Source organism: Hydrotalea sp. GW822-HT8A01 (genome assembly GCF_058798575.1).
Window position 1 is genome coordinate 3360560 of the sequence record NZ_CM179506.1, and the last position, 25390, is coordinate 3385949.

Sequence of the window (25390 nt, forward strand, 5' to 3'; positions counted from 1 at the left end):
TCAGTCTTTGCAAAATTACCTATAAATACCCGATTGAAAATGCAACAACTTACTTAAATGCTGTTTTAATTTAGCTTTTCCAATACATAAATAACTGAACTGCACATTTTAACATCCTGCCACATTTTAAAAGCAGAGCGTAAACCTATCCAGCCTGCATTCATAAGGTTGGTGCTTCCATGTTTATATTTTTCGCTTAACAAAGCCACATAAAAACTATCGAAAGGCATAGAGCGGTATTGTAGAATTTTAAATTGGCTTTGAGCAGCCAAAACTGCCATGCTTTCCGGAGAAAAATGATACAAATGGCGCGGCACATCATAAGCTGCCCAATATTGCTGATAATAAGCTGCATCGTAAGATGTATAATTAGGTACAGCAATCACTAATTTGCCATTGACAGTTAACGACCGATAAAAAATTTGCATATATCCATGCAAATCATGCACATGTTCTAAAACATGCCAAAGCGTAATAATGTGAAAAGATGCCGGAGAAATTTGGTACAAATATTCAGGTAAATGAAAGTTGAGTTTGAATTTTGAGGCTGCAATGTTTCTGGCTCCTGTATCGACTTCAACCCCACTCACCTGCCAACCCGCCTGTTGCATAGTGAATGCAAAAGCTCCTGTACCGGCGCCAACATCTAAAATTGTTTTGGCTGCACCGGCTGATAATTGCTCAATAAAATTTCTTTTTCTTTTTAATGTAATAGAACGAACAGAATGGTATAGCTGATTGATGAACCCCTTTTTGGTATCACTATGCGAAATATAACTGTCCGATTGGTAATAGGCAGCAATTGCGGAAAGATCGGGTACATCCTGTGTAAACCGGCCATTACAGTGGTTGCAGTGCCAAATTGCAAACAGCTCATGCGATACGGTAAAATCTTCAGCAAAAAAGGAAGGTTGAATTGATGCATTGTTACAAATAGGACAATGGGTATAGTGTATTCTGTGGTTCATTCAATCAAAAATTACAAAAATGCAATAAATAGTGCAGCCAAACCAATCACCGTTAAAATAATGGCATAAATCCACCATTTATCTTTTGTTTCATTTTCAATAGAAGACTCTGCCTCGGTTGCTAAAGTTTCCGCAGCAGGAATATTATCTAAAATTGAAATGGGCTTTGATGTGGAAAGAGGAACAGCAGTTGTAATATGCATGTGGCTAAACGAAATATTTTTTAATAACCTATTGTTTTGGGGAACCGGCCTGAAAAACACTTCCCCATCCGGATTGAGCAGTAAAGTACCTATACCCGGCAATAAAGCGCCACCTTGTTGCAACTGCTCTTTTAAATGATACACAAATTCAGTGAATTGTTGAATGGCCACAACTTCCGAAATATTTAATTGTTGGGCAACGGTTCGGTAAAAGGCATGATCGGCTTCCATCGTTTCGGGTACAAAACTGATTTGATGTACCGGTGGGTGTACCGTTTTTTTTCCCCAATCAACAGAAGGCGCTGTTCTTATCAATTGAAAACAACCTATGCCCGGTATGCCCAAACGTTGATGCACCATTAAGTATGGGAACAAAAGTTCATTCATCTGGTTTCATTAATGGAACGAATATACGATTCCTCCCAGAACATTAAAGCCCAAAACCTGGTATTGACTCCAACGTTGGTATTTGTTATTAAAAATATTATTGAATTGTAGCCATATATTCAGGTTTTTATGCACTGCAAATTCGGCACCGGCATTCAAATCAATTGCAGCGGGTAATTTGCGGGAGGCAAGGGAAACGGGGTCACGGTATTGTGCTCCATCCCATAAAAATAAATCAGACTTCAACGAGAAATCTTTGGTGAGTTTATAAAGTAGAGTTCCGGTAACATCTAAAGGCAATAAACCCCAGGGCTTATCATACACCTGTTGCTGGGTATATTGGGTATAATCTATTCCGGCAATAAGAGACAATTTTTCCTGATCGGTGTAAGTAATTTCGCCATGCAATTTTAAAGCCTGCAATTTTGGTTCATTCAACACCACAAACCCCTGCGATTTTCCTGCAGCAGTATCATTAGCAAATAAGGGCTGGTTATCGATTTGTAGGAAAGAGACTTTTGCCAGGTAAGTGAAATGTTTGCCTGCATTACCTTTTAATCCTGCATATTGTTCCGTGAATTTTGTATTCAATAAAGTAGTAGGCTGTTCAATAAACGGATTAAAAGCAGCCAGACTCTGGTAAGTATTTTTATGAAAGTATCCCTGCCATCCTGCCAATAATATCAACCGATTTTCTGCAATATTTGCCTGAAGGGTAATGTCGGGTAGCAAAGAGAACTGACTATTGTCCCAACTTGGCTGCATACCAGCTTTAATTTGCACATTGGGTACTTTAAACTCTAAAGCTGGTGCCACATAAAACAAATTATTGTTGATAGTAGTGGTATTCAGTGTTTGCAAGTGTGTAATATCGGCCAAACCTGTTACATGAAACGTAAGCAGTTTGCCCAATGTTTTACTGATGGGGGCTTTGATGATAGCATTCATTTCATTGGCCTGGCGATTATCAAAAAAAGAGGAGAATCCTACCTCGGGATGATAAGCAATACCATAATCGTTTGGCATGGTAGTTTCCAAACCTAAATTACCACCAATGGTATTAAACTGCTGCTGCAACTGATCTTTAGTATAATTATTGCTTCCGGTAAATCCATATAAATATTGTGTACTGTTATCAAAATAAATTTTTCCGGTTAACTGTTGCTGATTGGGTAATGCAAAAACACCATTGGCATCAATACCGCCCTTTGTAAAATTTTGATAAGGTAAATTACCTTTTGAAGAAGTATATTTTCCATGCAATAAAATGGCCGATTTTTGTCCATCGCCCAATGCAACACCTGCTTCTGCATAAGGTGTAGCATAGTTCCCATAACCTACTTTAATATATCTGTCTTTATTCCAGTGCAGAGCAGTATCTACCATTAATGCCAGCGGTTTAATAGCTACAGGATGATAAGAGAAGGTTAAATTTTCTGCAGGAATACTATACATTAAAGGTATTATTGATACTTCAGCAGGTGCAGTTGCAGCCGTTAAATTTATTTTAGCAGCACTACGCAAAGAAGGTTTAAAAACGGAAGTAACCACAACCACTTTAGGGGCAGTAGTATCCTGCAATGAAGCCACAGAAATTACTGTTTTTTGAGCACTTGTTACCGGTTTTACAATGGTTTGAACAGAATGTATAACTTTTTTATGTACCGCAGTTTTTTTTGCAACGGTATGCTGTTTGCTTTTTGCTTTTTTCTGGAAAGCATGATGACGTGAGGCCAATGCAGGTTGCAGCATACTACAAAAAACAAAGGTTGTAAATAATATATTCAGACAATATTTTTTCATCATCATTTGATTGATTAAATGCATTACTGATTGGTTTGTGGTAATTTATTTTTTGCAGCCTGAACCATTGCCAGTTTTTGTACTGCAATGTTTTTTAATGCTTCAATGGTTGCATTTTCGGCAACACTTTTAAATGTAGCTTCAGCGTTAAACAAATCATTCTCTTTAAAATATATATCGCCCAATAACAGGTAACTGTCGGTTACCCAATAATCATAAGAACCATATTTTTTAATCACTTCAAAAGCAGCTTTTTCAGCAGCCGGTAATTGATTTTGCAGGCATAATATCTGAGCAATTCTATATTGCGCTTCGGCACTGTATTCTGATTTGCCTAATTTAATAACCTGTTGATAAACATTTGCCGCTTCTGTTAATGAGCTATCTGCCTGAAAATTTTTAGCTACAATCATATTGGCTATCATCCGGTCATCTTCTGCAGCACCTTTTTCCTGTAGTATATCCTGTGCATTGGCTACTGCAGCTTTCCATTGTTGTAATTTATACTGGCAGCGCAATAAACCACGCATAGCTTCTAATTTGTTTTCCTGTTGTGTTGCAATAGACTTTAGTTGTTCATAATAAGATGCCGCTTTTGTATAATCTTTTACATCAAAATATTCAATACGGGCACATTGCAGTACACTTCTTTCTGCATAAATATTGGGAGCCTTTGCAGCTATTGCAGCATAATAAGGCAAAGCCTTTTGCGGATCTTTATTAACAAGATAAATTTCTGCTGTAAAATAATTGGCTTCAATATTATATTGTCCATCGGGAAATTTTGCCAGATAATTGGTAAACCCTTTCATTGCCGCAGGCAAATTTCCGGCATCATAAAAAAGTTGCGCTGAACGGTAGGTCAATGAATCTTCTTCACTATACGATACCGGCTTGCCGTTTTGTTTCATGAACGCAACAAAAGCATCGGGCTGATGATTTTCTAAAAATATATTCCGAATGTACTCTATTGCCTCATCACTTTCAGGCGAATTGGGATAGTGAGAAACCAATTGTGTAAATTGCTGCAATGCCTGATTATTTTCATTTAAATTAAAGGTGCAAACGCCTAATTTTAAATATATTTTAGGCCACAAGGCAGTAGCTTCATTATTTTGCAAAATGGCTTGTAAATATGGAATAGCTGCACTGAAATTTTCAGCAGCCATATAAGTATTAGCAATTTCAAAATTGGATTCATTGGCTAGGTCAGAATGCGAATATTGTTTCACCAAACTTTGTAATAAACTAATTTTTTCATTGTTCTTATTATATGCGCCTGCAATGATGGCTTTCTGATACAGTGCATAATCGGCACCCTTCGCATTCATATCAATAATTTTATCATAAATAGCCAGTGCCTGTTTGTAATTTCTATTCATAAAATAACAATCACCGGAACGGATGTAAGCATCTAATTCAATGGGTGTTGGATTGAAAGATATATTACGGGCAACCTGTTGAAAGTTACTCAGCGCTTCACTGTACATTTCTTTTTTCAATAAAGCATAACCCAAATTATAATGTGCATTCACCAGATTTACTTCACCCAATGCTACCGGATTTTTTAAATAAGCATTATCGTATTGTATAGCCTGATCAATATTCCCATTCCGATAGGCAATTTCGCCTTTCCAGAAATAAGCATATGGTAACTGCGTTTCATTATAAGGCACTTGTAAAATGCGGGTAAGCAATGCATCGGCTTCATTGGTATGCTGATCGTTCAGTAACTCTACTGCCCTTCCGTATAAAATTCGCGGATATATTTTTTTTACATTTTCACTTTGTACTGGCAAACTTTCAAACAATAACAATGCATCTTTATAATTACTGGTATTGGCTAAAACACTTACTTCAATTTCTTTTGCTTCCTGCATATAAGGCGATGAAGGATAGTTATTGATGAAATTTTCCAGTTCGCGTTGGGCAATATCAAAATATCCCAATTCATAACTTAATTTGGCATAATTAAATATAGATACCTGTTTTTGAGTTGGATTGGAATTGTTGGTAGCACAAAATAAAAAAGCGTTTCTGGCATTGGCCTTCTGGCCTGTTTTTAAAAATGCATCGGCCAATAAATACATGCTATTTTGTGCCAGCGAATCTTCTTTACCGCCCAACTGCTTAAATCCTGGAATACTTTGCTGATAGTTTCCGGTTGCATAATAGCAGTACGACAATTCATAAACATCCTCACGATTAGGCGTTGGCGTAGCGTTAATGTAAGCTTCTAAATAAGGCCTTGCTCTCTCATAATCTTTTTTATCAAAATACAAATGCCCTATCAATTGCTTGAGCTGCAACTCGTAGTATTGATTACCGGTTAACAATGCAGCTTCAGCATACAGTAACGCTTTATCATAATTTTCATTAAAATAATAAATTTCTGCTATATAAAATGGAACAATATTTTTATAAGTTTTATTTTTTTCGATAATGGTAAAAGCCTGTAATGCAGCACTATAATTTTTGTCATAAAAACAAATAAACCCATAATAATAATTGGCATCAATATAATTAGGGTCTGATTTTATTTGTCTGATTACATCAAATAATGGCTTGGCTTCTTTAAATTTTTGCAAAGTAAAATAAGCGTAGGCCATATGAAACTTTAAAGCAGAAATTTGGTTATTGCTTAAATTTTCGATACCTGCTTTTTGATAGTAGGCAAGTGCATCGGTATAATTTTTTTGTTGAAAGAAATATTCTGCTAAATAAAAACTCATCATTTGTACCAAAGGTGTGCTCGTTTCCAAACTAACAAATTCTATGGCCTTGTTAGCTGCACCTAAACTTTTTAAGTGTAATTCACAAATAATTACATAAAATTTTATTTGTTCCTGAATGGCGGCATCTATTAATGTAGCGCCATATTCGGGCTTTTGCAAATTTTTAAAAACAGGATAAGCCAAACTATATTCATCATTTTGAAAATATTCTTTAGCCTGTTTAAATTGTGTGGTGGGGTCGTTGTTCATTTTAGTAGCCTGTGCATATAAAGAAGATGCGGCTAAGCTAAACAACACAACGAAAGTATATTTTTGTATTAAACGCATATGCATGAAACGTGTATGATGAGCAAAGATTATGTTATGAATCTTAAATAAAAGTAAAATTAGCCTAAAGTTACTACCCGCATACTGTAACCAAATACCATTCCATAATTTGTGGATAAAGAGCAAAGCTTAATACCTTTACCAACAAATTTTAAAAAAAATGTACGAAAGTGTTACTCAGGTTCGGGTTAGATATGCAGAAACCGATCAAATGAATGTGGTATATCATGGAAATTATGTTCAGTATTTTGAAGTGGGCAGAACAGAAAGTATACGGCAATTAGGATTTACCTATAAGGATATGGAAGCCATGGGCATTGTAATGCCCATTGTTGAAGTACATGCTAAGTATTTAAGGCCCGCACATTATGATGACCTCCTTACTATTAAAACCATTTTAAAAGAATTGCCTACCCATCATAAAATTGAATTTCATCAGGAAATTTATAACGAAAGCAATAAATTAATTACAGTAGGGCGTGTTGTTTTATATTTTATCAATGCTACAACGAAAGAAAAAACAACGATGCCTAAGCATTTGTATGAAAAGTTAGCAGTATATTTTAAACAGTAACCAATACCCCGATCGTTTCAAAAAATATGCATCAGTTGTTGAAATTTTAGTGCAACATTTCTGCAAAAGGAAAATGATTGCTATTATTTTACTATTTACTGTTTTACTTTGCATGCAATTTGAAATTTATGGATACAGTTTCAGCATCAATTATTACCATTGGAGATGAATTATTGATTGGGCAGGTAATTGATACCAATAGTGCCTGGATGGCACAAGAATTAAATAAAATTGGCATTCCTGTTCATCGCAGAATAGCAGTTGGTGACAATTGGGATGCTATTTGGAATGCATTGAATCAGGAAAGTGCAGTATCAAATATTATTTTAATTACAGGCGGCCTCGGGCCCACTTCTGATGATATCACCAAACCCCTACTTTGCGAATACTTTGGGGGAAAATTAGTACTACACCAACCTACCTTGGAGCATGTTACCTATTTATTTGAACATGTTTTTAAAAGGGGCCTCCCTTTAGCAGAAAGAAATATAAAACAAGCAGAAGTACCCGACAATTGTACTATATTAAAAAACGAACTGGGTACCGCACCCGGTATGTTATTTGAAAAAAATGGATGTTTGTTTTTTTCCTTACCCGGCGTTCCGCACGAAATGCAGGGATTAATGAAGCAGGAAGTGATTCCGCTACTGCAAAAACGCTTCACTACGGGTTGTATTGAACATCGCACACTTTTAACAGCCGGAATTGGTGAATCGATGCTGGCAGATCGGTTGGTTGATTTTGAAGCGGCATTACCCAAAAACATTTCATTAGCTTATTTGCCCAATTTTGGAATGGTACGTTTACGTTTAACAATGTTTGGCAACCACCATGATGAGGTCAATCTATCAATTAACGAACAGTTTGCGGCCTTGAAATTGCTGGTAAAAGATGTGTTAATTACAGATAAGGATGAAACATTAGAGGCTATTATTGGCCATTTATTAACCGAACAAAAGAAAACCATTGCAACTGCCGAAAGCTGCACCGGTGGATATATAGCGCATTTAATTACATCCATTGCAGGCTCATCTGCCTATTATGAAGGCAGTGTAATCAGTTATTCGTACGAAGTAAAAGAGAAAGTACTGCAGGTCAAAAAAGAAACCCTAGAAAAATATGGAGCAGTGAGTGAACAGGTGGTTACGGAAATGGTTAAAAATGTACTTGCACTCATGCAAACAGACTATGCCATTGCAGTGAGTGGTATCATGGGGCCCGCCGGCGGCACTCCCGATAAACCGGTGGGGACCGTTTGGATGGCTGTGGCCGGCAAAGAACGGTTGATTACTAAAAAAATGCATTTCAGGTTTAACCGGCAGCGCAATATTCAACTTACTGCTGCCAATACTTTGCTTTTAATGCGACAATTAATGGTTGAATAATGATGAAGCAACGTTATTAAATTATTGGCATCTGTCAAAAAACCTTCGTATGTACCATTGTAAAATACTATTTTTGACGCGAATTAATGTATATTGAAATTTATAGGGTTGCTGCCATTGATCATACAAAATAATTTTTTCAGGAACACCCTTTCACAAAAAAAACAATTTTATGGCCTTAGCAGATTTAGTGATGCCCAAAATGGGTGAAAGTATTATGGAAGCCACCATTTTACGCTGGCATAAAAAAGCAGGTGATTTTGTGCAACAGGATGAAACCATCTTAGATATTGCCACAGACAAGGTTGATAGTGAAGTGCCCAGTACCGTATCGGGCATTATTAAAGAAATTTTATACAATGTAAATGATGTGGTACCGGTAGGGGCTGTATTAGCTAAAATTGAAGTGGCCGATACTGCCGGCAGTGAACCTCAAAAACCGGAAACACCCGCTACACAAATGCCGGAAACAGGAACGATGCAGGTTACAGCCAATGGTATTTACAAACCTTTAGAACCGGCTTTATCAGAAGAACCTATCACTGTACCCTATACGCCTGCTGCAGTTTCATCTGCTGCAACCGGCGGAAATAATAGGTTTTATTCACCATTGGTATTAAATATTGCCAACAGTGAAGGTATTAGTATGGCTGAATTGGAAAATATTCCCGGAACAGGTGCAGAAGGTAGGGTTTCAAAAAAAGATATTTTACAATATCTGGCCGATAAAAAATCAGGCAAAATAATAGCAGCACCAACAACTGCTGCACCAATGCCTGTTAAAACAATTGTACAGGAAAATGTTCAACCCATTACAAATACAACAGCAACTACCCAAGTGGCGATAGCACCGCAACAAAATGTTGAAATAATTGAAATGGACAGAATGCGGAAACTCATTGCCAAACACATGGTTGACAGCAAGCATATTAGTCCGCATGTTACCAGTTTTACAGAAGCAGATGTTACCAACATGGTGCTATGGCGCAATAAAATAAAAGACAATTTCGAAAAGGTAGAAGGTACCAAAATTACTTTTACCCCTATGTTTATAGAGTGTATTATAAAAGTGCTGAAACGTTTTCCCATTATCAATAGTTCAGTAGATGGTGATAAAATCATCATTAAAAACTATTTTAATATTGGAATGGCTACTGCCCTACCCAACGGCAACCTGATAGTGCCGGTTATTAAAAATGCCGAGAGCCTAAGTTTGGTTAGCTTAACCAAAACCGTCAACAATTTAGCCGAAAATGCCAGGCATAATAAACTAAAACCCGATGATACGCAGGGTGGCACCTTTACCTTAACCAATGTAGGCACATTTGGCAGTTTAATGGGTACGCCCATCATCAGTCAGCCGCAGGTTGCTATTATGGCTGTTGGTACCATTAAAAAAAGGCCGGTAGTAATAGAAACCGAAAAAGGTGATTATATTGGTATTCGCCACATGATGTATTTATCTATGAGCTACGATCATCGCATTATTGATGGAAGTATTGGCGCCAGTTTTTTACACGAAGTAGCCAAAGAGTTTGAAGCCTGGGATGTTCATCGTGAATTAAAACTGGTGGTTCAGGAACATTATATTGATTAATTTTTTATAACAAGTTATTATACCAAGCGAGGCTGCCTCCATTCTGGAACAGCCTTTTTTTTGTTAGGTTTAAAATGAAATAGAATTAGTTGGTTTCCAATCCCCAATCTCTTCCTTTTAAAACGGCGGGTACACCTTCTGTTAACCATTTTGCAGGTTGATCGCCTTTCAATTGCCAGTCAAAAAATTGTTGTTCTCTTATTTGAATATCTTTTCTGTTTCGGCGTTCTACTAAATTATGTGCTTCACCATTATATACCAATAACCAAACCGGTTTATTCAATCGCCGCATGGCCGTATAAAACTCAATACCCTGATACCATGGTACGGCGCCATCTGCATCATTACTCATAATCACCAAAGATGTATGAATTTTTTTCAGGTGAAACAATGGCGAATTTTCTATATATAAATCAGGTCGCTGCCAAATATCAGCCCCAATTCTGCTCTGTGTTTTTTCATATTGAAATTGGCGGTTTACACCTGTTTCCCACCGAATACCACCATAAGCACTAAACATGTTGACAACCGGAGCACCGGCCCATGCTGCTTTAAAAAGATTGATTCTGGTAATTACATATGCGGTTTGATAGCCTCCCCAGCTTTGCCCCTGAATTCCAATTGTAGTACTGTCTACAAATCCTGATTTTACCACAGCCCTTGCACCGCTTACAATATAATCGTATGCACTTTCGCCGGGATGCCCTTTTCTATACCAAATATCAGGCACAAAAACCACATAACCCCTGCTTACAAAAAATGAAATATTTAAGCGGGATGGCGTTGGTGCAGGTGGAATGTAATTATATAATGTTTGATTGTTGCGTTCATAGAAATAAACAATCATGGGATATTTTTTTGTACTATCAAAATTCTCAGGTTTATAAAGAATTCCTTCTGCCATTTTACCATCATAAGCTTTCCATTTAAACAGGTGTGCAGTTCCCCAATTATATTGCTGTTGCTGCAGATTGAGTTCAGTTAACTGAACAGGCAAAGATTTTAACTGATAAAATTTTGGCTCATTGAGAATAAACACATTCGGACTGTTTGTATAATCTTCCATCGTGAAGAGTAAGGAATGTAAATTTTTATCGGGTTCTACTCCATTAACAGATTTGGGAACATTTAGAACCATTTCATTTTTACGCTGCATAGTGGCATTAGATGGAGCACCAGGAAAAGAAAGTGCAAAACCGCTATATTTATTTTGTTCATTGAATACTTTTAACCATGCTGGTTGATTTGAAACAATAAAAGGTTCATCTTTTATGGCAATATAGCGGTATTGGGTTTTTGTACCTCTTCCATTTGTGATTTGAATTGAACGGGCTTTTCCCATCGGATCTACCTGCCAAATATCAAAACGATCATACAACCAAATAAATTGATCATTTTCTGTAAACCCAGCTACGCCATAATTATAGGGATCATCCGGCACATCATTGGTTTCATCATAAAGTGCAACATTAATATCTTTCCCAACGGTATAGTATTGCTGTGTTTCAGCATTGTAGCAGTTGTATTTTTTCAAAATTTCATTATATACCAAAAGAAATTGACCATTTACAGACGGATACATACGCATTTTAATATTAAAAATAATTTTATTTCGATGGCCGGTATTGGGATTGATGACATAAACATCTTTAAAAGTAAATCCCTGCCATTGTTTTTGTACGCGTTTGCCGGTATCGGTATATGCATAAAAATAGCGGCCATCACCCTTTTGGGTCTCCATTACATTTTCAAAAATTGTATTGGCCAATTGTACAACAGTATCTGCCTTAAAATCGTATCGGGCTAAATAATTTTTGTGCAGTGTTCTTTCTAAATTTTTTAATTGTGCCGGCATAATATCTTCATCGGCATAATGCCAAATATCCAATCCTGTCTGCTCAAATGCAGGTGTGGCGGTATCTTTAGGAGGTAGTATGGGTGCAGTTCCAAAAAACAAACGTTTACCCGACTCGCTAAAATGATTGTTACTATATTGGCTTACTGCCCAATTTTTTTGAACACCTTTTGTGTATCGATGAACAATTAACCGGGCACTGTCATCTCCATTTTTATAATAGTACAGGTTAAAAAAACGCTGTAATGCTTTACTACTGCTGTCTTTTTCGGCAACAAATGCCAATTGGGTGTCTTGATCATCAATTGTTAAGCCATTGATTTCATGCAGGTGTTGTGCAATGCTGTTACTTTGTCTGTATGTAGTTTGATACCAATACACAGCAAAATTTTCGGAAGCCATCCAATGGTCATATGCAATGGTGTTACCTGATTTAGAAAGTTGTACATGTTGTACTTTAGGTATAACCTGCGGCTGCATATCGGGTAAATGAAAAATGTATAAATCAGTTTTTACACCCGGCTCATTCATTTTATTACTATTCTCTGAAGTTTTGGCAGAATAGGTATTGAAATATTGAAAGCCCTTCTCCTCTAAAAGCCGAACCTGTTTTTTTAGGCTGTCTTCTAATTTTTGTGTACCATTTAACTTCTTTTTTAATTGCATTAAAACGGTTGTAGAATCTGAGGCAACAGGTTCATGCGCAGGCATATTTTCTTTCAAACAAACCAATATACCATTGCCTTTTTCAGGCAACATAAATGTTTGCACAGCCGCTATTTTTGTTACCTGACCGGTAAGTATATTAATGATGGCCATACTGTCTTTAGGCATATTTTCCGATTTTACCTTTTGAATTTTTGCCTGTCGTATTTGTTGATACAAAGGTTTTATTTTACAAACCACAAAGGCCGCATCGTTCGATATTTTAGCCTGATAGCCACGTGGGATGATTGTAACAGTATCCCACCTGTTTTGCTCTTTTAAAAAATTTCTTATCCATAACTGCCCATCACTTTCTTGTGGTACAATGGTGTACACCGCAACTTGCCCATCATTACTGATTTGTTTTTCGCCAATACTTTGCCATTCATCGTATACGGAATGATCTAAAACTTTTTTTTGAGCAGAAGCTGTTAAAGCAGTAGTAACTGCGCATAGCAGGAATACATATTTTCTCATATACATTTCATTCAATGATTGCTAAGATAAATAAATACGGACTAATCCAATGCAAAGAATGACTAATAGCCGAATTGCCATGAAGCGAATGCTAAAACCGAATAAGTTGTAATTAATTACTCCATATACACTTAGAATAATATCCAGAAAAATGGTGTAAATTTTTTACAGAAAGGCATATTTAATTGAATCAGTGTTTACGACCTTTTACAATTCGCTGCATTTGTATGGCAACAGAAAATACAATACAGGCCATTCCAACATAAAAAGTATTTTGCAGGTATCTATTTTCATGAAAAATAATAAAAGCCAGTAAAATACCATAAACCGGTTCCAGATTCAAAGTTAAATTTTGCGTAAAGGCCGATACGTTATGCAAAGCTTTCAGCATCAGTTCCATGGCTAAAACCGTACAAAACCATGCCAAAATGAACAACCAAAAAATATCAGCAAATGAAGGAATCCATTTGGCATCAGGAAAACACAATACATAGCCGGGCAACAACAGCGTTAAAAACAAAAAACCACCACCCATTTCAAATAACATGATGGTTTGAGGAGCAGCTGTGGTAATATTTTTCTTATTCAGAACTGAGAATAAAGCTGCAATGAGCGCTGAACTTAATCCAAATAAAATACCGGTTCTGTATCTGATATCAAATTGAAAAATGATATAAATCCCTAACAGACTCAACAATCCCAACAACAATTCAGCTTTCTTCCATTGTGTGTTGTTCAACAATGGTTCTATCAATGCCGTAAATAAACTGGTTGCGGCAAAACAAACCAACCCAATTGATACATTGGCAAATTTTATGCTGGCATAAAAAAGTACCCAATGAAGTGCAATTAGCATACCAATACCGATTAGTATCATTATTTTACGAAAGGCTAATTGCAGTTTTTGTTTTCGAAGTACAAGAATAAATATTAAGGTAATGAAGGTTATGCCCATTCTGTACCATACTAAGGGCAATTCATTTAACTGAATTAAAACGCCGAAAACGCCTGTAAAGCCCGCTAATAAAACAGATATGTGCAGTTGAATAAGCGATTGCTTCATGTGCCAGTACTAATAAAATAAAAACGGAAAAATAAATACTAATGAACGTCTGTAACCTGTTTAGATATACCGGATGATTGTATTGCAGCCACTTTTTTACGGTAATTTTTAAACATGCTGAGCCATTGAATTTTAATAACACCAAATACCCCTTCCTTTAAAATGCCTTTACTCATTTTACTGACGCCAATTTTTCGGTCGATAAAAGTGATAGGTACTTCTTTGATGGTAAATCCCAGTTTCCATGCTGCAAATTTCATTTCTATTTGAAAGGCATACCCAACAAATGTGATAGCATCAAAATTAATGGTTTGCAATACTTTTCTTTTATAACAGATAAAGCCTGCCGTTGGGTCTTTAACCGGCATAAAAGTAATGAGCCTTGTATAAATTGCACCGCCTTTTGAATAGATGTGTCTGTCTAATGGCCAATTTTCAACCTTTCCGCCTTTTGTATAACGGCTACCAATTGCCACATCGGTACCATTGAATTTACAGGCTTGATACAACCGTTCCAAATCGGCAGGATTGTGAGAGAAATCCGCATCCATTTCAAAAATAAATTGATACCCGTTTGCCAATGCCCATCTAAAACCATGAATATATGCGGTACCTAATCCTAATTTACCCTTTCGTTCTTCTAAAAATAAAGCACCGGGATATTTTGAAAAAAGATTTTTTACTGCATTTGCAGTTCCATCAGGCGAGCCATCATCAATCACCAATACATGATAGTTTTGGTTTAAAGCAAAAACAGTTTCAACAATTGAAACAATATTTTCAACTTCATTGTAAGTGGGTATAATAACGATTTTTTCCAACTGTATAAATACTTAAACCTGAAAATACAAAGTTCCTGCAAATATGAAGTGAAATGATTTACTAATTTTTATAAATACTGAGGCATTTTTAATTTTTATCCTTTTTTAAGTAAGTTCTATTGAGTATTTCGGTAAACTTTTGCTTGGTATTCATCGGAAAATCGCCTTTCATCATCCAATCGTAATACTGTGGTTCTTCTTTTAGTACCTGTGTTACCGGTTTACCTTTGTGTTTGCCAAAATTGAATACTTCCACTCCATTCACTTTAATAAATCTACGTGCAAAATCTACCATATCATCTTCACCTGAAAACTTTGCTAATTCATCGGTAGTTTTACCAATATCCGGATAACGTTCTACCTGTGCCTCCAGAATTTCCCAGGTTGCCATTGCATCCACTTCGGCACCATGAGCGCCATCTAATTGTTTATTGCAGTAAAATTTATACGCTGCACTCAGGGTTCTTTGTTCTTTTAAATGAAATATTTTTTGAACATCAATAAACTTTCTTCCTTCAATTGAAAAGTCAAGCCCCGACCGTGAAAATTCTTCAATTAGCATAGGTATATCAAACCGGTTGCTATTATAGCCACATAAATCGGCATTGCCAATAAATTGTTTTATTTCGTTGGCTACCTGTTTAAAAGTTGGTGCATTTTTTACCATTTCATCTGTAATGCCATGCACATCTGATGCGCCTTTTGGAATGGGCATTCCCGGATTGATGAGTTTACGTTTCACCTGCCGGGTACCATCGGGCATTATTTTAACAATGGCAATTTCTACAATTTTATCGGTGCCAATATTAATACCGGTTGTTTCTAAATCAATGGTAGCAACAGGTTTGTTCAATTGAATGTTCATAAATAACGTTTAAAACTGCAAAGAAAAGAATTGATTGTAAACGAAAGTAATACAGATTAGCCTGTTTACCTTGTATTCTGTTAAAATGTTTGTTGAATGATCACTTGAATGCTTTTTGCAATTCATTTAAATTCAAACCATCAAAATTGCCACTGCTCATCAATAATATATTTACATGATGTTTAGGCTGTTGGTGTAACCAATTTTGTAATGCTTCTTTGTTATGAAAAATGCATACCTCCGGTTTTGCAAAGCCTTCTTTTAATAATGCTTCGTTAATAAGCGGCATTTTTTTAATGGCTAATGCATGTTCTGCATAAAACACCGCACAGGAGTCGGCCATTTGAAAAACGCCCTGATACTCTTTGAAAAAAGAGGCGTTGAGGCTACTATAAGTATGTAATTCAAATACTGCCGTTAAATGTCGGTTCGGATATTGTTGTTTTACTGCCTCAATGGTTGCTTTTACTTTACTGGGTGCATGTGCAAAGTCCCTGAAAATGGTTATATCATCTGTTTGCATAATAACTTCCAATCGCTTGCTGGCACCGGTAAAACTACACATGGCAGCTAAAAAAGCGGCTGCGTTAATACCCAGCGCTTTGCAAACAAAATAGGCAGCATTTAAGTTAAAGAGATTATGATTTCCAAAAACCTTTAATGGCGTGGTAATGCCTTCAATTGTAATATAGGTAATACCATCCTTCACTTCGTGTTCAGGCAAAATATAAGGAATGTATTGAATATCATTTCGGGGATGTTTTTCAACCAAATCTTTTAATACGGCATCGGCAGCATTGTAAACCAGTATACCATGCTGTTCTATTTTCGATATAAAAATTTCGAACTGTGTTTTATAGATTTCAAAAGTTGGAAATACATTGATGTGATCCCATGCAATACCTGTTATTACAGCTATGTGTGGGAATAAGAAATGAAATTTAGGCCTTTTATCTAATGCACTTGCCGGATATTCATCGCCCTCACAAACAATAACTGGCGCATTGGTCAGTTGAACGGATTGCTCAAAACCATTGAGTTGAGCTCCAATCAGGTAATCAAATTTTAATTGTTGTTGTTGCAAAACATGCATAATCATGGCAGTTGTGGTGGTTTTACCATGACTACCCCCTATCACTACCCGCTTTTTATTCCGGCTTTCATTAAAAATAAATTCGGGAAATGAATAAATTGGAATACCTAATGTTTTTGCCTGCATTAACTCCGGATTATCTTCCCTGGCGTGCATACCTGCAACCACTGCATCTAAATTATTTGTAATTTTTAAAGGAAACCATCCCAGCGCATTGGGTAATAAACCTGCAGCTTTTAAGTTAAAAAGTGCCGGTTCAAATATTTCATCATCCGAACCTGTAATGGTATACCCTTTTTTGGCAAGCGTAATGGCCAATTGATGCATTACATTTCCTCCAATGGCAATAAAATGAATATTTGGCATAAAATTTATTACTTGTTTTAACGTTTAAGTGCATAGGTAAATAAAAAAACAGCATTAAAGCAACATTTTGTAACGAATTCTTATCTTTGAATTTTGGTAAACAGCCAATTTGAACAAACACATTTTTTATGAGAAAAATTATTATTGCGGCAACACTTTTAATAATGGTAGCTTTTACCGTTAGTTCCTGTGTGTCATCCAGAGGACGTGGTTGCCCTACTACCAACAAAAATTACTTTAAACCATAACTGCTTTTTTTTGTTACTTTGCATAAAAAAGTGCGTATGAACTGGAAAGTGCTTTCCACAGAAGATCAATTAGCGCAAATAAAACAGGCCTCATTCAAAACTCCTCAGGTAATATTTAAGCATAGCACCCGTTGCAGTATTAGCAGTACGTCACTCAACCGATTAGAACGTGCAGCAATGCCAGAAGGCGTTGATTTTTATTTTTTAGATTTAATTCAATACCGTTCACTCTCTGCAAAAGTTGCCGACTATTTTCAGGTTCAACACGAATCCCCACAAATACTTTTAATTAAGAACGGAAGCTGCGTGTACGATGAAAGCCACATGTCTATTTCTATGGATGAGATAGTAGAAAATGCATTTACACAATAATCTACTATTTTTGTAGAAAAATAGAAAATATGTTGCACTGGCTTCAACAACCCTGGCCTTGGTATGTTTCCGGGCCTTTAATTGGTTTAATGGTTCCGCTATTGTTGTTATTGGGCAATAAAGTATTTGGCATCTCATCCTCTCTCAGGCATATATGTGCAGCATGTTTACCTGCCAAGCTGCCCTTTTTTAATTATAACTGGAAAGCTGAACAATGGAATTTATTTTTTGTGGGCGGAGTAGTTATAGGTGGATGGGTAGCATCCAATTGGCTAACCAACGGGCAACCCATAGTTATAAATCCGGTTCTACTCAATAACTTAAGCTATTACCAAGTACAGGAAAACAATAGTTTAATGCCTGCTGCCATTTTTAGTTGGCAGGGCTTATTAACGCTAAGAGGATTTATTATGATGGTGGTGGGCGGATTTTTAGTTGGGTTCGGTACCCGTTATGCCGGAGGATGCACATCAGGACATGCCATTAACGGACTCAGCAATCTGCAATTACCTTCATTCATTGCCACCATTTGTTTTATGATTGGCGGATTTTTAATGGCCAACTTTATTTTACCTTTTATTTTACAATTATAACCATGCAAAACACAACAACCATACAAAAAATAGATACAAATACTGATTTTGAAGTTCGTTCATTAGATGCTATGTGCACCAATGACAGTAGTTTACAACATCCCTGGTGGTATAATTTAAAATATGGGATTGCCGGAATTATTTTTGGCATTATTTTAATCAAAGCAGAAGTGATTTCCTGGTTTCGGATACAGGAAATGTTTCATTTGCAAAGCTTTCACATGTATGGGGTAATTGGCTCTGCAGTAATTACAGGTGCAACAGGTGTGTTCCTCATCAAAAAATTACATTTAAAAACCATTCATGGAGAGCCCATCGTTTTTATACAGAAAAAATTCAGCAAAGGACAGGTTTATGGTGGCATTATATTTGGTTTAGGATGGGCGATGACCGGTGCCTGTCCGGGTCCGCTTTTTGTACTGATTGGTTCGGGTATTACCGTAATATTGGTAGTTTTATTTAGTGCCATTGTGGGAACCTGGGTATATGGTGCCATTCGCGAAAAACTTCCGCATTAGCATACTCGCCATCAAAATTACCAGCGTTGCTTTAAGTATTACCAACTGCGGTTTGCATTACCCAATCCAACTGAACATCCTTTCCTAAAATAAACTGTTGCTCACCTGCTATGGTAAAACCCTGCTTTTCATAAAATGAAATAGCCGCATAGTTTTGTTTCCATACAATAAGCCAAAGCAGGCTGCATGCATTTTGTTTAGCAACATTTTTAGCCAGTTCAATCAACTGTTTGCCAATTCCCAGGTTTTTGTAATTGTTCACAACATACAACCGGGCAATTTCAAGTGCATGAGTAAAATGCAAGGTATCTGGTTGTGTATGGCGTGCCAATTTGCAATAACCAACAGGTGTGCTACCTAACCAGGCAATATAAAAATAACAATCGGGATTTTTTTTCCATTCCTGAAAAATGGTTTCATCATTCAAATTGGCATCTAAATATAACTGCATATTTTCTGCAGAATTATAAGCATGATAGGCATCAAAAAAAGTACTGCGACTCAGTTCAACCAATTGTTGTAGTTCTGATTGTAATACCTCGCTTATAACAATAGTAGCATTTTCACTACCGGATATTTTTTTGTTCATACCATTAAGAGAAAGATGCATTCGCAGATAGAGGAATATCTGTTACTTGCCCTCGTTCGGTTTTTAACATACGTGAGGGGTAACGATTAATCACAATAAAATCGTGGGTGGCCATGATTATGGTGGTACCATAGTCTTTCGCAATTTGAAACAACAACTGCATAATTTCATCACTGGTTTCGGGATCCAGATTTCCGGTAGGTTCATCTGCTAAAATTAATTTAGGAGAATTGAGTAGTGCACGGGCAATATCAACTCTTTGTTGTTCGCCTCCGCTAATTTCAAAAGCCATTTTAAAGCCTTTGCTTTTTAAACCAACTTTATCTAAAACATCATTAATTTTTTCATCCATTAAACGTTCATCTTTCCATCCGGTTGCTCTTAATACAAAACGAAGATTTTGATGAATATTTCTATCGGTTAATAATTGAAAATCCTGAAAAACAACACCCAGATTTCTTCTTAAATAGGGCACTTTTTTCCAATTCATCTCACGCAGGTTAAACCCTACTACGTTACCCTGCCCTTCCCGAAGGGGTAATTCGCCATACAAGGTTTTTAATAAACTACTTTTACCGGTTCCGGTTTTACCAACCAAATACACAAATTCTCCTTTTTCAATGGTAAAATTTACATCCTGCAGTATTAAAGTAGATCCCTGATATATATTGGCATTACTGAGTGTTACAACTGGTTCCATGATAGCGCAATAATTTTTTGTATTACAGATGCTTAAAATTAAGTAAAAAGGGCTTTCAATTGTGTTAATAAGTATATTGAATAGAGCCAAATGCACCTTGAATAAATAATTCATTTTGCCGGGCTGCTTCGGTATGGCCAATAATTGCAGCTTCAATATTAAACTGAGCAGCCGTTGCAATCATTTGTTGAGCAGCTTTTTCATTGGTAAAAACTTCTAGCCGATGCCCCATATTAAATACTTGAAACATTTCTTTGTTATCAGCTCCTGAATTTTGTTGAATCAATTGAAAAACTATTGGTATGGGCAACAAATTATTCTTCACCACTTTCAAAGGTCTGGGCAGGTATTTCATGCATTTGGTTTGTCCGCCGCCGCTGCAATGAATTATTCCATAAATATCTTCAAATTGTTGTTCTAACAATTGTTTTACCAACGGTGCATAAGTACGGGTTGGCGATAATAATAATTGGCCTACTGTATAATTTTTTTCATCAATGGCAATGGTATCTGTTAATCTTTTATTGCCGATATAAACTACATCATCGGGAAGGGTTGGTTCAAACGTTTCGGGATAATGTTGTGCATACCATTTACTCAATACATCATGCCTGGCGCTGGTTAAACCGTTGCTGCCTAATCCACTATTATAAGTTGTTTCATAAGTTGCCTGGCCACTGCTGGCAAAACCAACAATTACATTTCCGGCATCAATTTTATTGTTTGTAATTAATTTGTTTTTAGGCCATCGTGCAGCAATGGTTCCGTTAACGGCAATGGTGCGCACCACATCGCCCACATCGGCCGTTTCACCTCCTAAATAGTGTATGTGAATGCCATAAGCAGCTAATTGATTAAAAAAATGCTGTGTGCCATTGATTAGTTGTTCTATAATTGCCCCATCAATCAAATGTTTATTTCTATCAATTGTAGAAGCAAAAATCATTTTATCATAAATGCCAATACATAACAGGTCATCAATATTCATGGCTACAGCATCCTGTGCAATGCCCTTCCAAACATCCGTATTACCAGTTTCTTTCCAATACAAATAAGCTAAAATTGATTTGGTGCCCGCACCATCGGCATGGCTTACATTTATCATTTGCTCATCACCACCCAGGTAATCAGGATATATTTTGCAGAAAGCATTGGCATATAATCCCTGATTCAAATTTTTGATAGCCTGATGAATTTCTTCTTTTTGGGCAGAAACGCCCCTTTGAGCATATAATGACATGAAAAAGATTTAATGTACACAATCGGGGCAAAGTTAAACAAAGCTTACATACAATTGTGCTAACGAATTTTTGTAGCAATGCTTTGTATTAAATTTGCATACCTGAAAAATCAGTTGCTTTAGCAAAGCACATCAATGGCATACTAAATAAGCCTTATGCAAGTACACAGAAATCTCACTTCATTACCCAAATTTCATCATGCAGTGGTTACCATTGGCACGTTTGATGGTGTGCATATTGGCCATAGAACCATTTTACAGCAATTAAAATCGGAAGCTGCTACCGTAAATGGGGAAACAGTGGTCATTACTTTTCATCCGCATCCCAGAAAAATTGTGGGCGATGTGCCGGATATTAAAGTATTATCTACGCTTGAAGAAAAAATTTTTTTAATAGAAAAAGAAGGTATTGATCATTTGGTAGTGGTTCCCTTTGATGAAGATTTTTCTAAATTAAGTGCTGAGTCTTATATTAAAAATTTTTTATTTGAAAAATTTCATCCGTACACCATTATTATTGGCTACGACCATCATTTTGGGCACGATCGTACCGGAAACTTTGCATTATTGGAAAAATACGGTAAAGCATTAGGATTTTTCGTGAAGGAAATACCGGTTCAATTAATTGAAGCCGCAGCCATTAGTTCAACCCGCATCCGGAAAGCATTACTGCAGTGCGATATTGCAACAGCTAAGCATTTATTAGGGTATGATTATTTTTTTGCAGGCACTGTAATTACCGGCGATCAGTTGGGCAGAACCATTGGTTACCCTACTGCTAATATACAATTAGCCCATCCTGATAAATTGGTACCGGGTGATGGGGTGTATGCCGTGCATTTTTATTATAAGGAATCAGCAGCCAACCAATCTGCTGCCATAGCTTTTAAAGGTATGATGTATATTGGCAGCAGGCCTGTAGTAAATGGCAAACGAAGAGTAATTGAAGTAAATATTTTTGATTTTAACCGCGATATTTATGGCGCAACGGTACAGGTTGCTATTTTAGATTATATTAGAGGAGATATGCAATTAAGTGGCTTAGAAGCATTACAACAACAATTAGCCATTGATAAACGCGCTGTACTGAACGTACTGCATGATTAACGGCATTATAACATTATTTTAACCACCAACTCTTTCATTAAATCGGCACCGGAACTACCTGCATCATGAATACCAATACTTTTTAAATTGTATTCATGTAATAATAACAGTATTTGCTGTGTTTGCTGATAACTGTAATATTTAACAGCAGCAGTATGATCGGCAATGGCATTGGGGTGATTACTGCCAATGATTGCAGCAATATTTTTAGGGCCGCCTGCAGCATGAATTAACAATACCCTGCAAAAAAATCCATGAATAGCCGGCAATACCATTTGTAACGGCCCTGCCTTTGGGTTGGCATCAAAATACTGAATAATTTTAATGGCCTTTCCCAGGTTTTTTTGAGCAATGGCACTTTGCAGTTCAAAAACATTGAACTCTTTGCTAATACCCACATATTCTTCCACATCATCTTCTGTAATTTCTTTTCTGCCTTTTAAATTAAGGGTTAGTTTTTCAATTTCATTATACAGCCGATTTAAATCATTGCCAATGGCATCCACCAAAAGTGATAAAGCTTTGGGTTGAATAACATAACCCATATTTTGTGCAGTTTGCTTTACCCAAACCGGCAATTCGTTCTCATATAATTTTCGGGTAGTAAATACCTCATGTTTTTGCTTTAAAAGCTTTGCCATTTTAAGGCGGCCATCTAGTTTTTTCTCCTTATAGCCTACAATTAAAATAGTAGAAGTAAGTGGCTGTTCTATATAAGCCTCTAATTTTTCAATATCCTTCATTTGTTGTGCCTCTTTCAATAGCACCACTTGCTTATCGGCAAACATGGGGTATCGTCTACAGGCATTAATCAGTTGCGCCCAATCGGTATCCCGACCATAAAATACAGTTAAATTAAATCCCTTTTCAGCTTCGGTTAGTAATTTATCTTCGGCAAATTGCATTAAATGGTCAATAAAGTAAGGCTCCTCGCCTTCTAACCAATAAATTGGTTTAAACTGTTGCTTTTGCCAGTCGGTTAGAATTTTTTCGAAACTCATACCCACAAAAATAAGTGGATAGGCATGCTTTGCCAGCCATCTTTTTTATTTGTGCATAAATACAGGAGGTATGTTTACATCATGATACACATCAATGCACAACAAGTACCTGATTTTCTTTCAATATGGGCAATTGCATAAACCGAAGAATGATATTGGCTGTTACCACCACATCGCGTTCGCAATAGCTAACAATACGGCTTAAATTTTTTTCTTTATAGTACACTTCCTGCACCATACTACCATTTATATCGGTTTTAGAGGTAGGTATTTGGAGTACTTCGGCTAATAAATCGAGAGAAATATAATTTTTGTTATCCCCAAATTTCCACCAGTTTAAAGTATCCATCATTTTTACTTCCCAGGGCTTTCTGTTGTGCAACTGCAGGCAGGCCGGTAAGGGTAATCCATTAATAATCATGCGCCGGCAAATATAGGGTATATCAAACTCCTTTATATTGTGGCCGGCAAAGGTAAAACCATGATGAATACTACTCATTTTACTACATAGCAGCGAAAAATTTTCTAAAATCGGACGTTCATCATCACCATAAATACTCTTTACTTTTAAACAAATTTCTTTGGCTTCATTTTCATAAAAAAAAGCAGTTGAAATGCAAATAATTTTGCCAAATTCGGCCAAAATACCCGCCCGCATACGATAACTTTCTTCAGGTGTAATATTTTCTGGCACGGTTTTAGAAATTTTATTCCACCATAATGATTTCCTCCTTTCAGACAGCTCGTCATAATGAGCAGTTTGAGGAACGGTTTCAATATCCAATACCAATAAATCGCTGAGTTGCATGAAAATAATTTTTAAAAAAATATTACATTAAAGTTATGCTTTACGAACCAATAGAACCGCAACAGGTTGCTAAAAAAGATAAAAGAAACTGGATTTATTCGCTTTTTGTAGTAATGTTATTAGGAACATGGGCTTATATTATTTATGATAAAAGTACCACCACCCATTCTAAAGAACAATTACAGGTACAGGTAAATGCCATTGATAGTTCAAAGGCTGAATTAAGGGTTGAATTCAATGCCACCTCTGCCCGATTAGATTCTTTAACCGGCAAGCACATTCAGTTAATTGATAAACTGGCTGATAAAAACAAAACCATTCAACATTTAAAAAACAATATTGTGGCATTATTGCAACAACGCAATACTACTGCTACACAATTGTTACAGGCCAAAAAAATGATTGATGAATTAAATGAAAAAGTGAATGATTTATACAATGAACTGGCACTTTTGCAAAGTAAAAACCAGGCATTAACTTTAGCCAATGAACAGTTAAACAATGACAAAGCCCACTTACAGGATACCCTTAGTAAAACGGTTGCATTCAACAATTATATAACCAATGAGGCTTCTACACTGCATGCTTCCAATTTTAGTATTGAAGCATTAAAATTACGCAACAATGGTAAAGAGAAAATGATTACCATTGCCAAAAAAGCAGATATTTTGCGAATCAATTTTGATTTGGATGAAAACAGAATAGCACCCAGCGGCGAAAAAGAATTATACATCTGTATCATTAACCCAGATGGTGTTATTGTTTCTTCCGGCAATACCATCCTTACTAAAAAAGAAGGTGTAAAACCTTATACTATAAAAGTAGTAGTGCAATATGAGCAGGGTAAAACTGTAACGGTTAATTTAAACTGGCGCAACAATGAAGATTATCAGCCCGGCGATTATACCATTATGGTTTACCAAAATGGATATAAAATAGGTCAGGGATCTATTTTACTCAAGAAAAGTAGCCTGTTTGGTTAACAGATAC

General features: G+C 36.4%; 22 protein-coding genes. 8 read left to right on the top strand and 14 right to left on the bottom strand.

From position 1 onward, the window contains the following. Window positions 1–65: 65 nt before the first annotated feature. From AC3QLY_RS14965 to AC3QLY_RS14980, 4 genes are read right to left on the bottom strand one after another with little or no spacing between them, the layout of a single operon-like run. Window positions 66–968: a class I SAM-dependent methyltransferase gene (locus AC3QLY_RS14965; RefSeq protein WP_492989955.1), complete on the bottom strand. Its 903-nt coding sequence runs from the start codon at window positions 966–968 to the stop codon at window positions 66–68. 11 nt (window positions 969–979) lie between these two features. Next, entirely contained in the window at window positions 980–1558 is a 579-nt protein-coding gene (locus tag AC3QLY_RS14970; RefSeq protein WP_143439538.1) for a hypothetical protein, read from the bottom strand. 9 nt (window positions 1559–1567) lie between these two features. Continuing rightward, complete coding sequence (locus AC3QLY_RS14975) at window positions 1568–3385, bottom strand: TonB-dependent receptor (protein ID WP_492989957.1); 1818 nt, start codon at window positions 3383–3385, stop codon at window positions 1568–1570. Beyond that, complete coding sequence (locus AC3QLY_RS14980) at window positions 3385–6429, bottom strand: tetratricopeptide repeat protein (RefSeq protein ID WP_492989959.1); 3045 nt, start codon at window positions 6427–6429, stop codon at window positions 3385–3387. The genes AC3QLY_RS14975 and AC3QLY_RS14980 overlap by 1 nt, the downstream gene beginning before the upstream one ends. Window positions 6430–6583: 154 nt before the next feature. On the opposite strand from AC3QLY_RS14980, the gene AC3QLY_RS14985 reads away from it, so the two are divergent. The 3 genes from AC3QLY_RS14985 (at window position 6584) to AC3QLY_RS14995 (ending at window position 9979) form a co-directional block, all read left to right on the top strand. Continuing rightward, a complete protein-coding gene (locus AC3QLY_RS14985) occupies window positions 6584–6997 on the top strand; it encodes an acyl-CoA thioesterase (RefSeq protein ID WP_074418644.1) in 414 nt (137 codons plus the stop codon). A gap of 128 nt (window positions 6998–7125) precedes the next feature. Then, window positions 7126–8382, top strand: a complete 1257-nt coding sequence (locus AC3QLY_RS14990; protein ID WP_288096099.1) for a competence/damage-inducible protein A — start codon at window positions 7126–7128, stop codon at window positions 8380–8382. Window positions 8383–8554: 172 nt separating this feature from the next. Further along, complete coding sequence (locus AC3QLY_RS14995) at window positions 8555–9979, top strand: dihydrolipoamide acetyltransferase family protein (RefSeq protein WP_074418294.1); 1425 nt, start codon at window positions 8555–8557, stop codon at window positions 9977–9979. 85 nt (window positions 9980–10064) lie between these two features. On the opposite strand, the gene AC3QLY_RS15000 is transcribed toward AC3QLY_RS14995, so the two are convergent. From AC3QLY_RS15000 to AC3QLY_RS15020, 5 genes are all read right to left on the bottom strand, one after another. After that, entirely contained in the window at window positions 10065–13016 is a 2952-nt protein-coding gene (locus AC3QLY_RS15000; protein ID WP_492989962.1) for an alpha/beta hydrolase family protein, read from the bottom strand. A 190-nt stretch (window positions 13017–13206) separates the two neighbouring features. Continuing rightward, window positions 13207–14079 (bottom strand): DMT family transporter, encoded by an 873-nt coding sequence (locus AC3QLY_RS15005; RefSeq protein ID WP_074419634.1) that lies wholly within the window; start codon window positions 14077–14079, stop codon window positions 13207–13209. Between the two features lie 38 nt (window positions 14080–14117). Further along, window positions 14118–14900: a polyprenol monophosphomannose synthase gene (locus tag AC3QLY_RS15010; protein WP_074418296.1), complete on the bottom strand. Its 783-nt coding sequence runs from the start codon at window positions 14898–14900 to the stop codon at window positions 14118–14120. Between the two features lie 88 nt (window positions 14901–14988). Then, on the bottom strand, window positions 14989–15765 hold the full coding sequence (locus AC3QLY_RS15015; protein WP_074420262.1) for a 3'-5' exonuclease: 777 nt from the start codon (window positions 15763–15765) through the stop codon (window positions 14989–14991). A 100-nt stretch (window positions 15766–15865) separates the two neighbouring features. Further along, entirely contained in the window at window positions 15866–17224 is a 1359-nt protein-coding gene (locus tag AC3QLY_RS15020) for a UDP-N-acetylmuramate--L-alanine ligase (RefSeq protein WP_074419454.1), read from the bottom strand. Window positions 17225–17508: 284 nt separating this feature from the next. Between AC3QLY_RS15020 and ytxJ the strand changes: the two genes are divergently transcribed. Genes ytxJ through AC3QLY_RS15035 form a run of 3 tightly spaced genes read left to right on the top strand, consistent with a single transcriptional unit; the run spans window position 17509 to window position 18955 of the window. Further along, on the top strand, window positions 17509–17844 hold the full coding sequence (ytxJ, locus tag AC3QLY_RS15025; RefSeq protein WP_074419455.1) for a bacillithiol system redox-active protein YtxJ: 336 nt from the start codon (window positions 17509–17511) through the stop codon (window positions 17842–17844). Window positions 17845–17873: 29 nt separating this feature from the next. Next, a complete protein-coding gene (locus AC3QLY_RS15030) occupies window positions 17874–18437 on the top strand; it encodes a YeeE/YedE family protein (RefSeq protein WP_074419456.1) in 564 nt (187 codons plus the stop codon). Window positions 18438–18439: 2 nt separating this feature from the next. Further along, a complete protein-coding gene (locus AC3QLY_RS15035; protein ID WP_074419457.1) occupies window positions 18440–18955 on the top strand; it encodes a DUF6691 family protein in 516 nt (171 codons plus the stop codon). Window positions 18956–18986: 31 nt separating this feature from the next. Here the strand turns inward: AC3QLY_RS15035 and AC3QLY_RS15040 are convergent, their stop codons facing one another. From AC3QLY_RS15040 to AC3QLY_RS15050, 3 genes are all read right to left on the bottom strand, one after another. Beyond that, window positions 18987–19544, bottom strand: a complete 558-nt coding sequence (locus AC3QLY_RS15040; protein WP_074419458.1) for a GNAT family N-acetyltransferase — start codon at window positions 19542–19544, stop codon at window positions 18987–18989. A gap of 4 nt (window positions 19545–19548) precedes the next feature. Next, entirely contained in the window at window positions 19549–20244 is a 696-nt protein-coding gene (locus tag AC3QLY_RS15045) for a cell division ATP-binding protein FtsE (protein ID WP_228733060.1), read from the bottom strand. 64 nt (window positions 20245–20308) lie between these two features. Further along, window positions 20309–21484, bottom strand: coding sequence for an AIR synthase related protein (locus AC3QLY_RS15050; protein WP_074419459.1), 1176 nt, complete (start codon window positions 21482–21484; stop codon window positions 20309–20311). Between the two features lie 156 nt (window positions 21485–21640). Here AC3QLY_RS15050 and AC3QLY_RS15055 point away from each other — a divergent pair, with 156 nt between their 5' ends. Continuing rightward, on the top strand, window positions 21641–22591 hold the full coding sequence (locus AC3QLY_RS15055) for a bifunctional riboflavin kinase/FAD synthetase (RefSeq protein ID WP_074419460.1): 951 nt from the start codon (window positions 21641–21643) through the stop codon (window positions 22589–22591). A 5-nt stretch (window positions 22592–22596) separates the two neighbouring features. On the opposite strand, the gene holA is transcribed toward AC3QLY_RS15055, so the two are convergent. Together holA and AC3QLY_RS15065 are read right to left on the bottom strand one after the other, a co-directional pair. Continuing rightward, window positions 22597–23592, bottom strand: coding sequence for a DNA polymerase III subunit delta (gene holA, locus AC3QLY_RS15060; RefSeq protein WP_074419461.1), 996 nt, complete (start codon window positions 23590–23592; stop codon window positions 22597–22599). A gap of 91 nt (window positions 23593–23683) precedes the next feature. After that, a complete protein-coding gene (locus AC3QLY_RS15065; RefSeq protein ID WP_074418505.1) occupies window positions 23684–24400 on the bottom strand; it encodes a ribonuclease H-like domain-containing protein in 717 nt (238 codons plus the stop codon). A 35-nt stretch (window positions 24401–24435) separates the two neighbouring features. On the opposite strand from AC3QLY_RS15065, the gene AC3QLY_RS15070 reads away from it, so the two are divergent. After that, complete coding sequence (locus AC3QLY_RS15070; RefSeq protein ID WP_074420261.1) at window positions 24436–25383, top strand: DUF8428 domain-containing protein; 948 nt, start codon at window positions 24436–24438, stop codon at window positions 25381–25383. The last annotated feature ends 7 nt before the right edge of the window (window positions 25384–25390 follow it).

What these genes read in the sequence shown, in the direction of transcription:
- AC3QLY_RS14985 (WP_074418644.1), top strand. Translation starts at nt 6,584, where the DNA reads ATGTACGAAAGTGTTACTCAGGTTCGGGTTAGATATGCAGAAACCGAT.
- ytxJ (WP_074419455.1), top strand. Translation starts at nt 17,509, where the DNA reads ATGAACTGGAAAGTGCTTTCCACAGAAGATCAATTAGCGCAAATAAAA.
- AC3QLY_RS15015 (WP_074420262.1), bottom strand. Translation starts at nt 15,765, where the DNA reads ATGAACATTCAATTGAACAAACCTGTTGCTACCATTGATTTAGAAACA.
- AC3QLY_RS15050 (WP_074419459.1), bottom strand. Translation starts at nt 21,484, where the DNA reads ATGTCATTATATGCTCAAAGGGGCGTTTCTGCCCAAAAAGAAGAAATT.
- AC3QLY_RS15055 (WP_074419460.1), top strand. Translation starts at nt 21,641, where the DNA reads ATGCAAGTACACAGAAATCTCACTTCATTACCCAAATTTCATCATGCA.
- holA (WP_074419461.1), bottom strand. Translation starts at nt 23,592, where the DNA reads ATGAGTTTCGAAAAAATTCTAACCGACTGGCAAAAGCAACAGTTTAAA.
- AC3QLY_RS14995 (WP_074418294.1), top strand. Translation starts at nt 8,555, where the DNA reads ATGGCCTTAGCAGATTTAGTGATGCCCAAAATGGGTGAAAGTATTATG.
- AC3QLY_RS15045 (WP_228733060.1), bottom strand. Translation starts at nt 20,244, where the DNA reads ATGGAACCAGTTGTAACACTCAGTAATGCCAATATATATCAGGGATCT.
- AC3QLY_RS15000 (WP_492989962.1), bottom strand. Translation starts at nt 13,016, where the DNA reads ATGAGAAAATATGTATTCCTGCTATGCGCAGTTACTACTGCTTTAACA.
- AC3QLY_RS14965 (WP_492989955.1), bottom strand. Translation starts at nt 968, where the DNA reads ATGAACCACAGAATACACTATACCCATTGTCCTATTTGTAACAATGCA.
- AC3QLY_RS15030 (WP_074419456.1), top strand. Translation starts at nt 17,874, where the DNA reads ATGTTGCACTGGCTTCAACAACCCTGGCCTTGGTATGTTTCCGGGCCT.
- AC3QLY_RS15065 (WP_074418505.1), bottom strand. Translation starts at nt 24,400, where the DNA reads ATGCAACTCAGCGATTTATTGGTATTGGATATTGAAACCGTTCCTCAA.
- AC3QLY_RS14970 (WP_143439538.1), bottom strand. Translation starts at nt 1,558, where the DNA reads ATGAATGAACTTTTGTTCCCATACTTAATGGTGCATCAACGTTTGGGC.
- AC3QLY_RS15005 (WP_074419634.1), bottom strand. Translation starts at nt 14,079, where the DNA reads ATGAAGCAATCGCTTATTCAACTGCACATATCTGTTTTATTAGCGGGC.
- AC3QLY_RS14975 (WP_492989957.1), bottom strand. Translation starts at nt 3,385, where the DNA reads ATGCATTTAATCAATCAAATGATGATGAAAAAATATTGTCTGAATATA.
- AC3QLY_RS14990 (WP_288096099.1), top strand. Translation starts at nt 7,126, where the DNA reads ATGGATACAGTTTCAGCATCAATTATTACCATTGGAGATGAATTATTG.
- AC3QLY_RS15020 (WP_074419454.1), bottom strand. Translation starts at nt 17,224, where the DNA reads ATGCCAAATATTCATTTTATTGCCATTGGAGGAAATGTAATGCATCAA.
- AC3QLY_RS15040 (WP_074419458.1), bottom strand. Translation starts at nt 19,544, where the DNA reads ATGAACAAAAAAATATCCGGTAGTGAAAATGCTACTATTGTTATAAGC.
- AC3QLY_RS14980 (WP_492989959.1), bottom strand. Translation starts at nt 6,429, where the DNA reads ATGCATATGCGTTTAATACAAAAATATACTTTCGTTGTGTTGTTTAGC.
- AC3QLY_RS15070 (WP_074420261.1), top strand. Translation starts at nt 24,436, where the DNA reads ATGCTTTACGAACCAATAGAACCGCAACAGGTTGCTAAAAAAGATAAA.
- AC3QLY_RS15035 (WP_074419457.1), top strand. Translation starts at nt 18,440, where the DNA reads ATGCAAAACACAACAACCATACAAAAAATAGATACAAATACTGATTTT.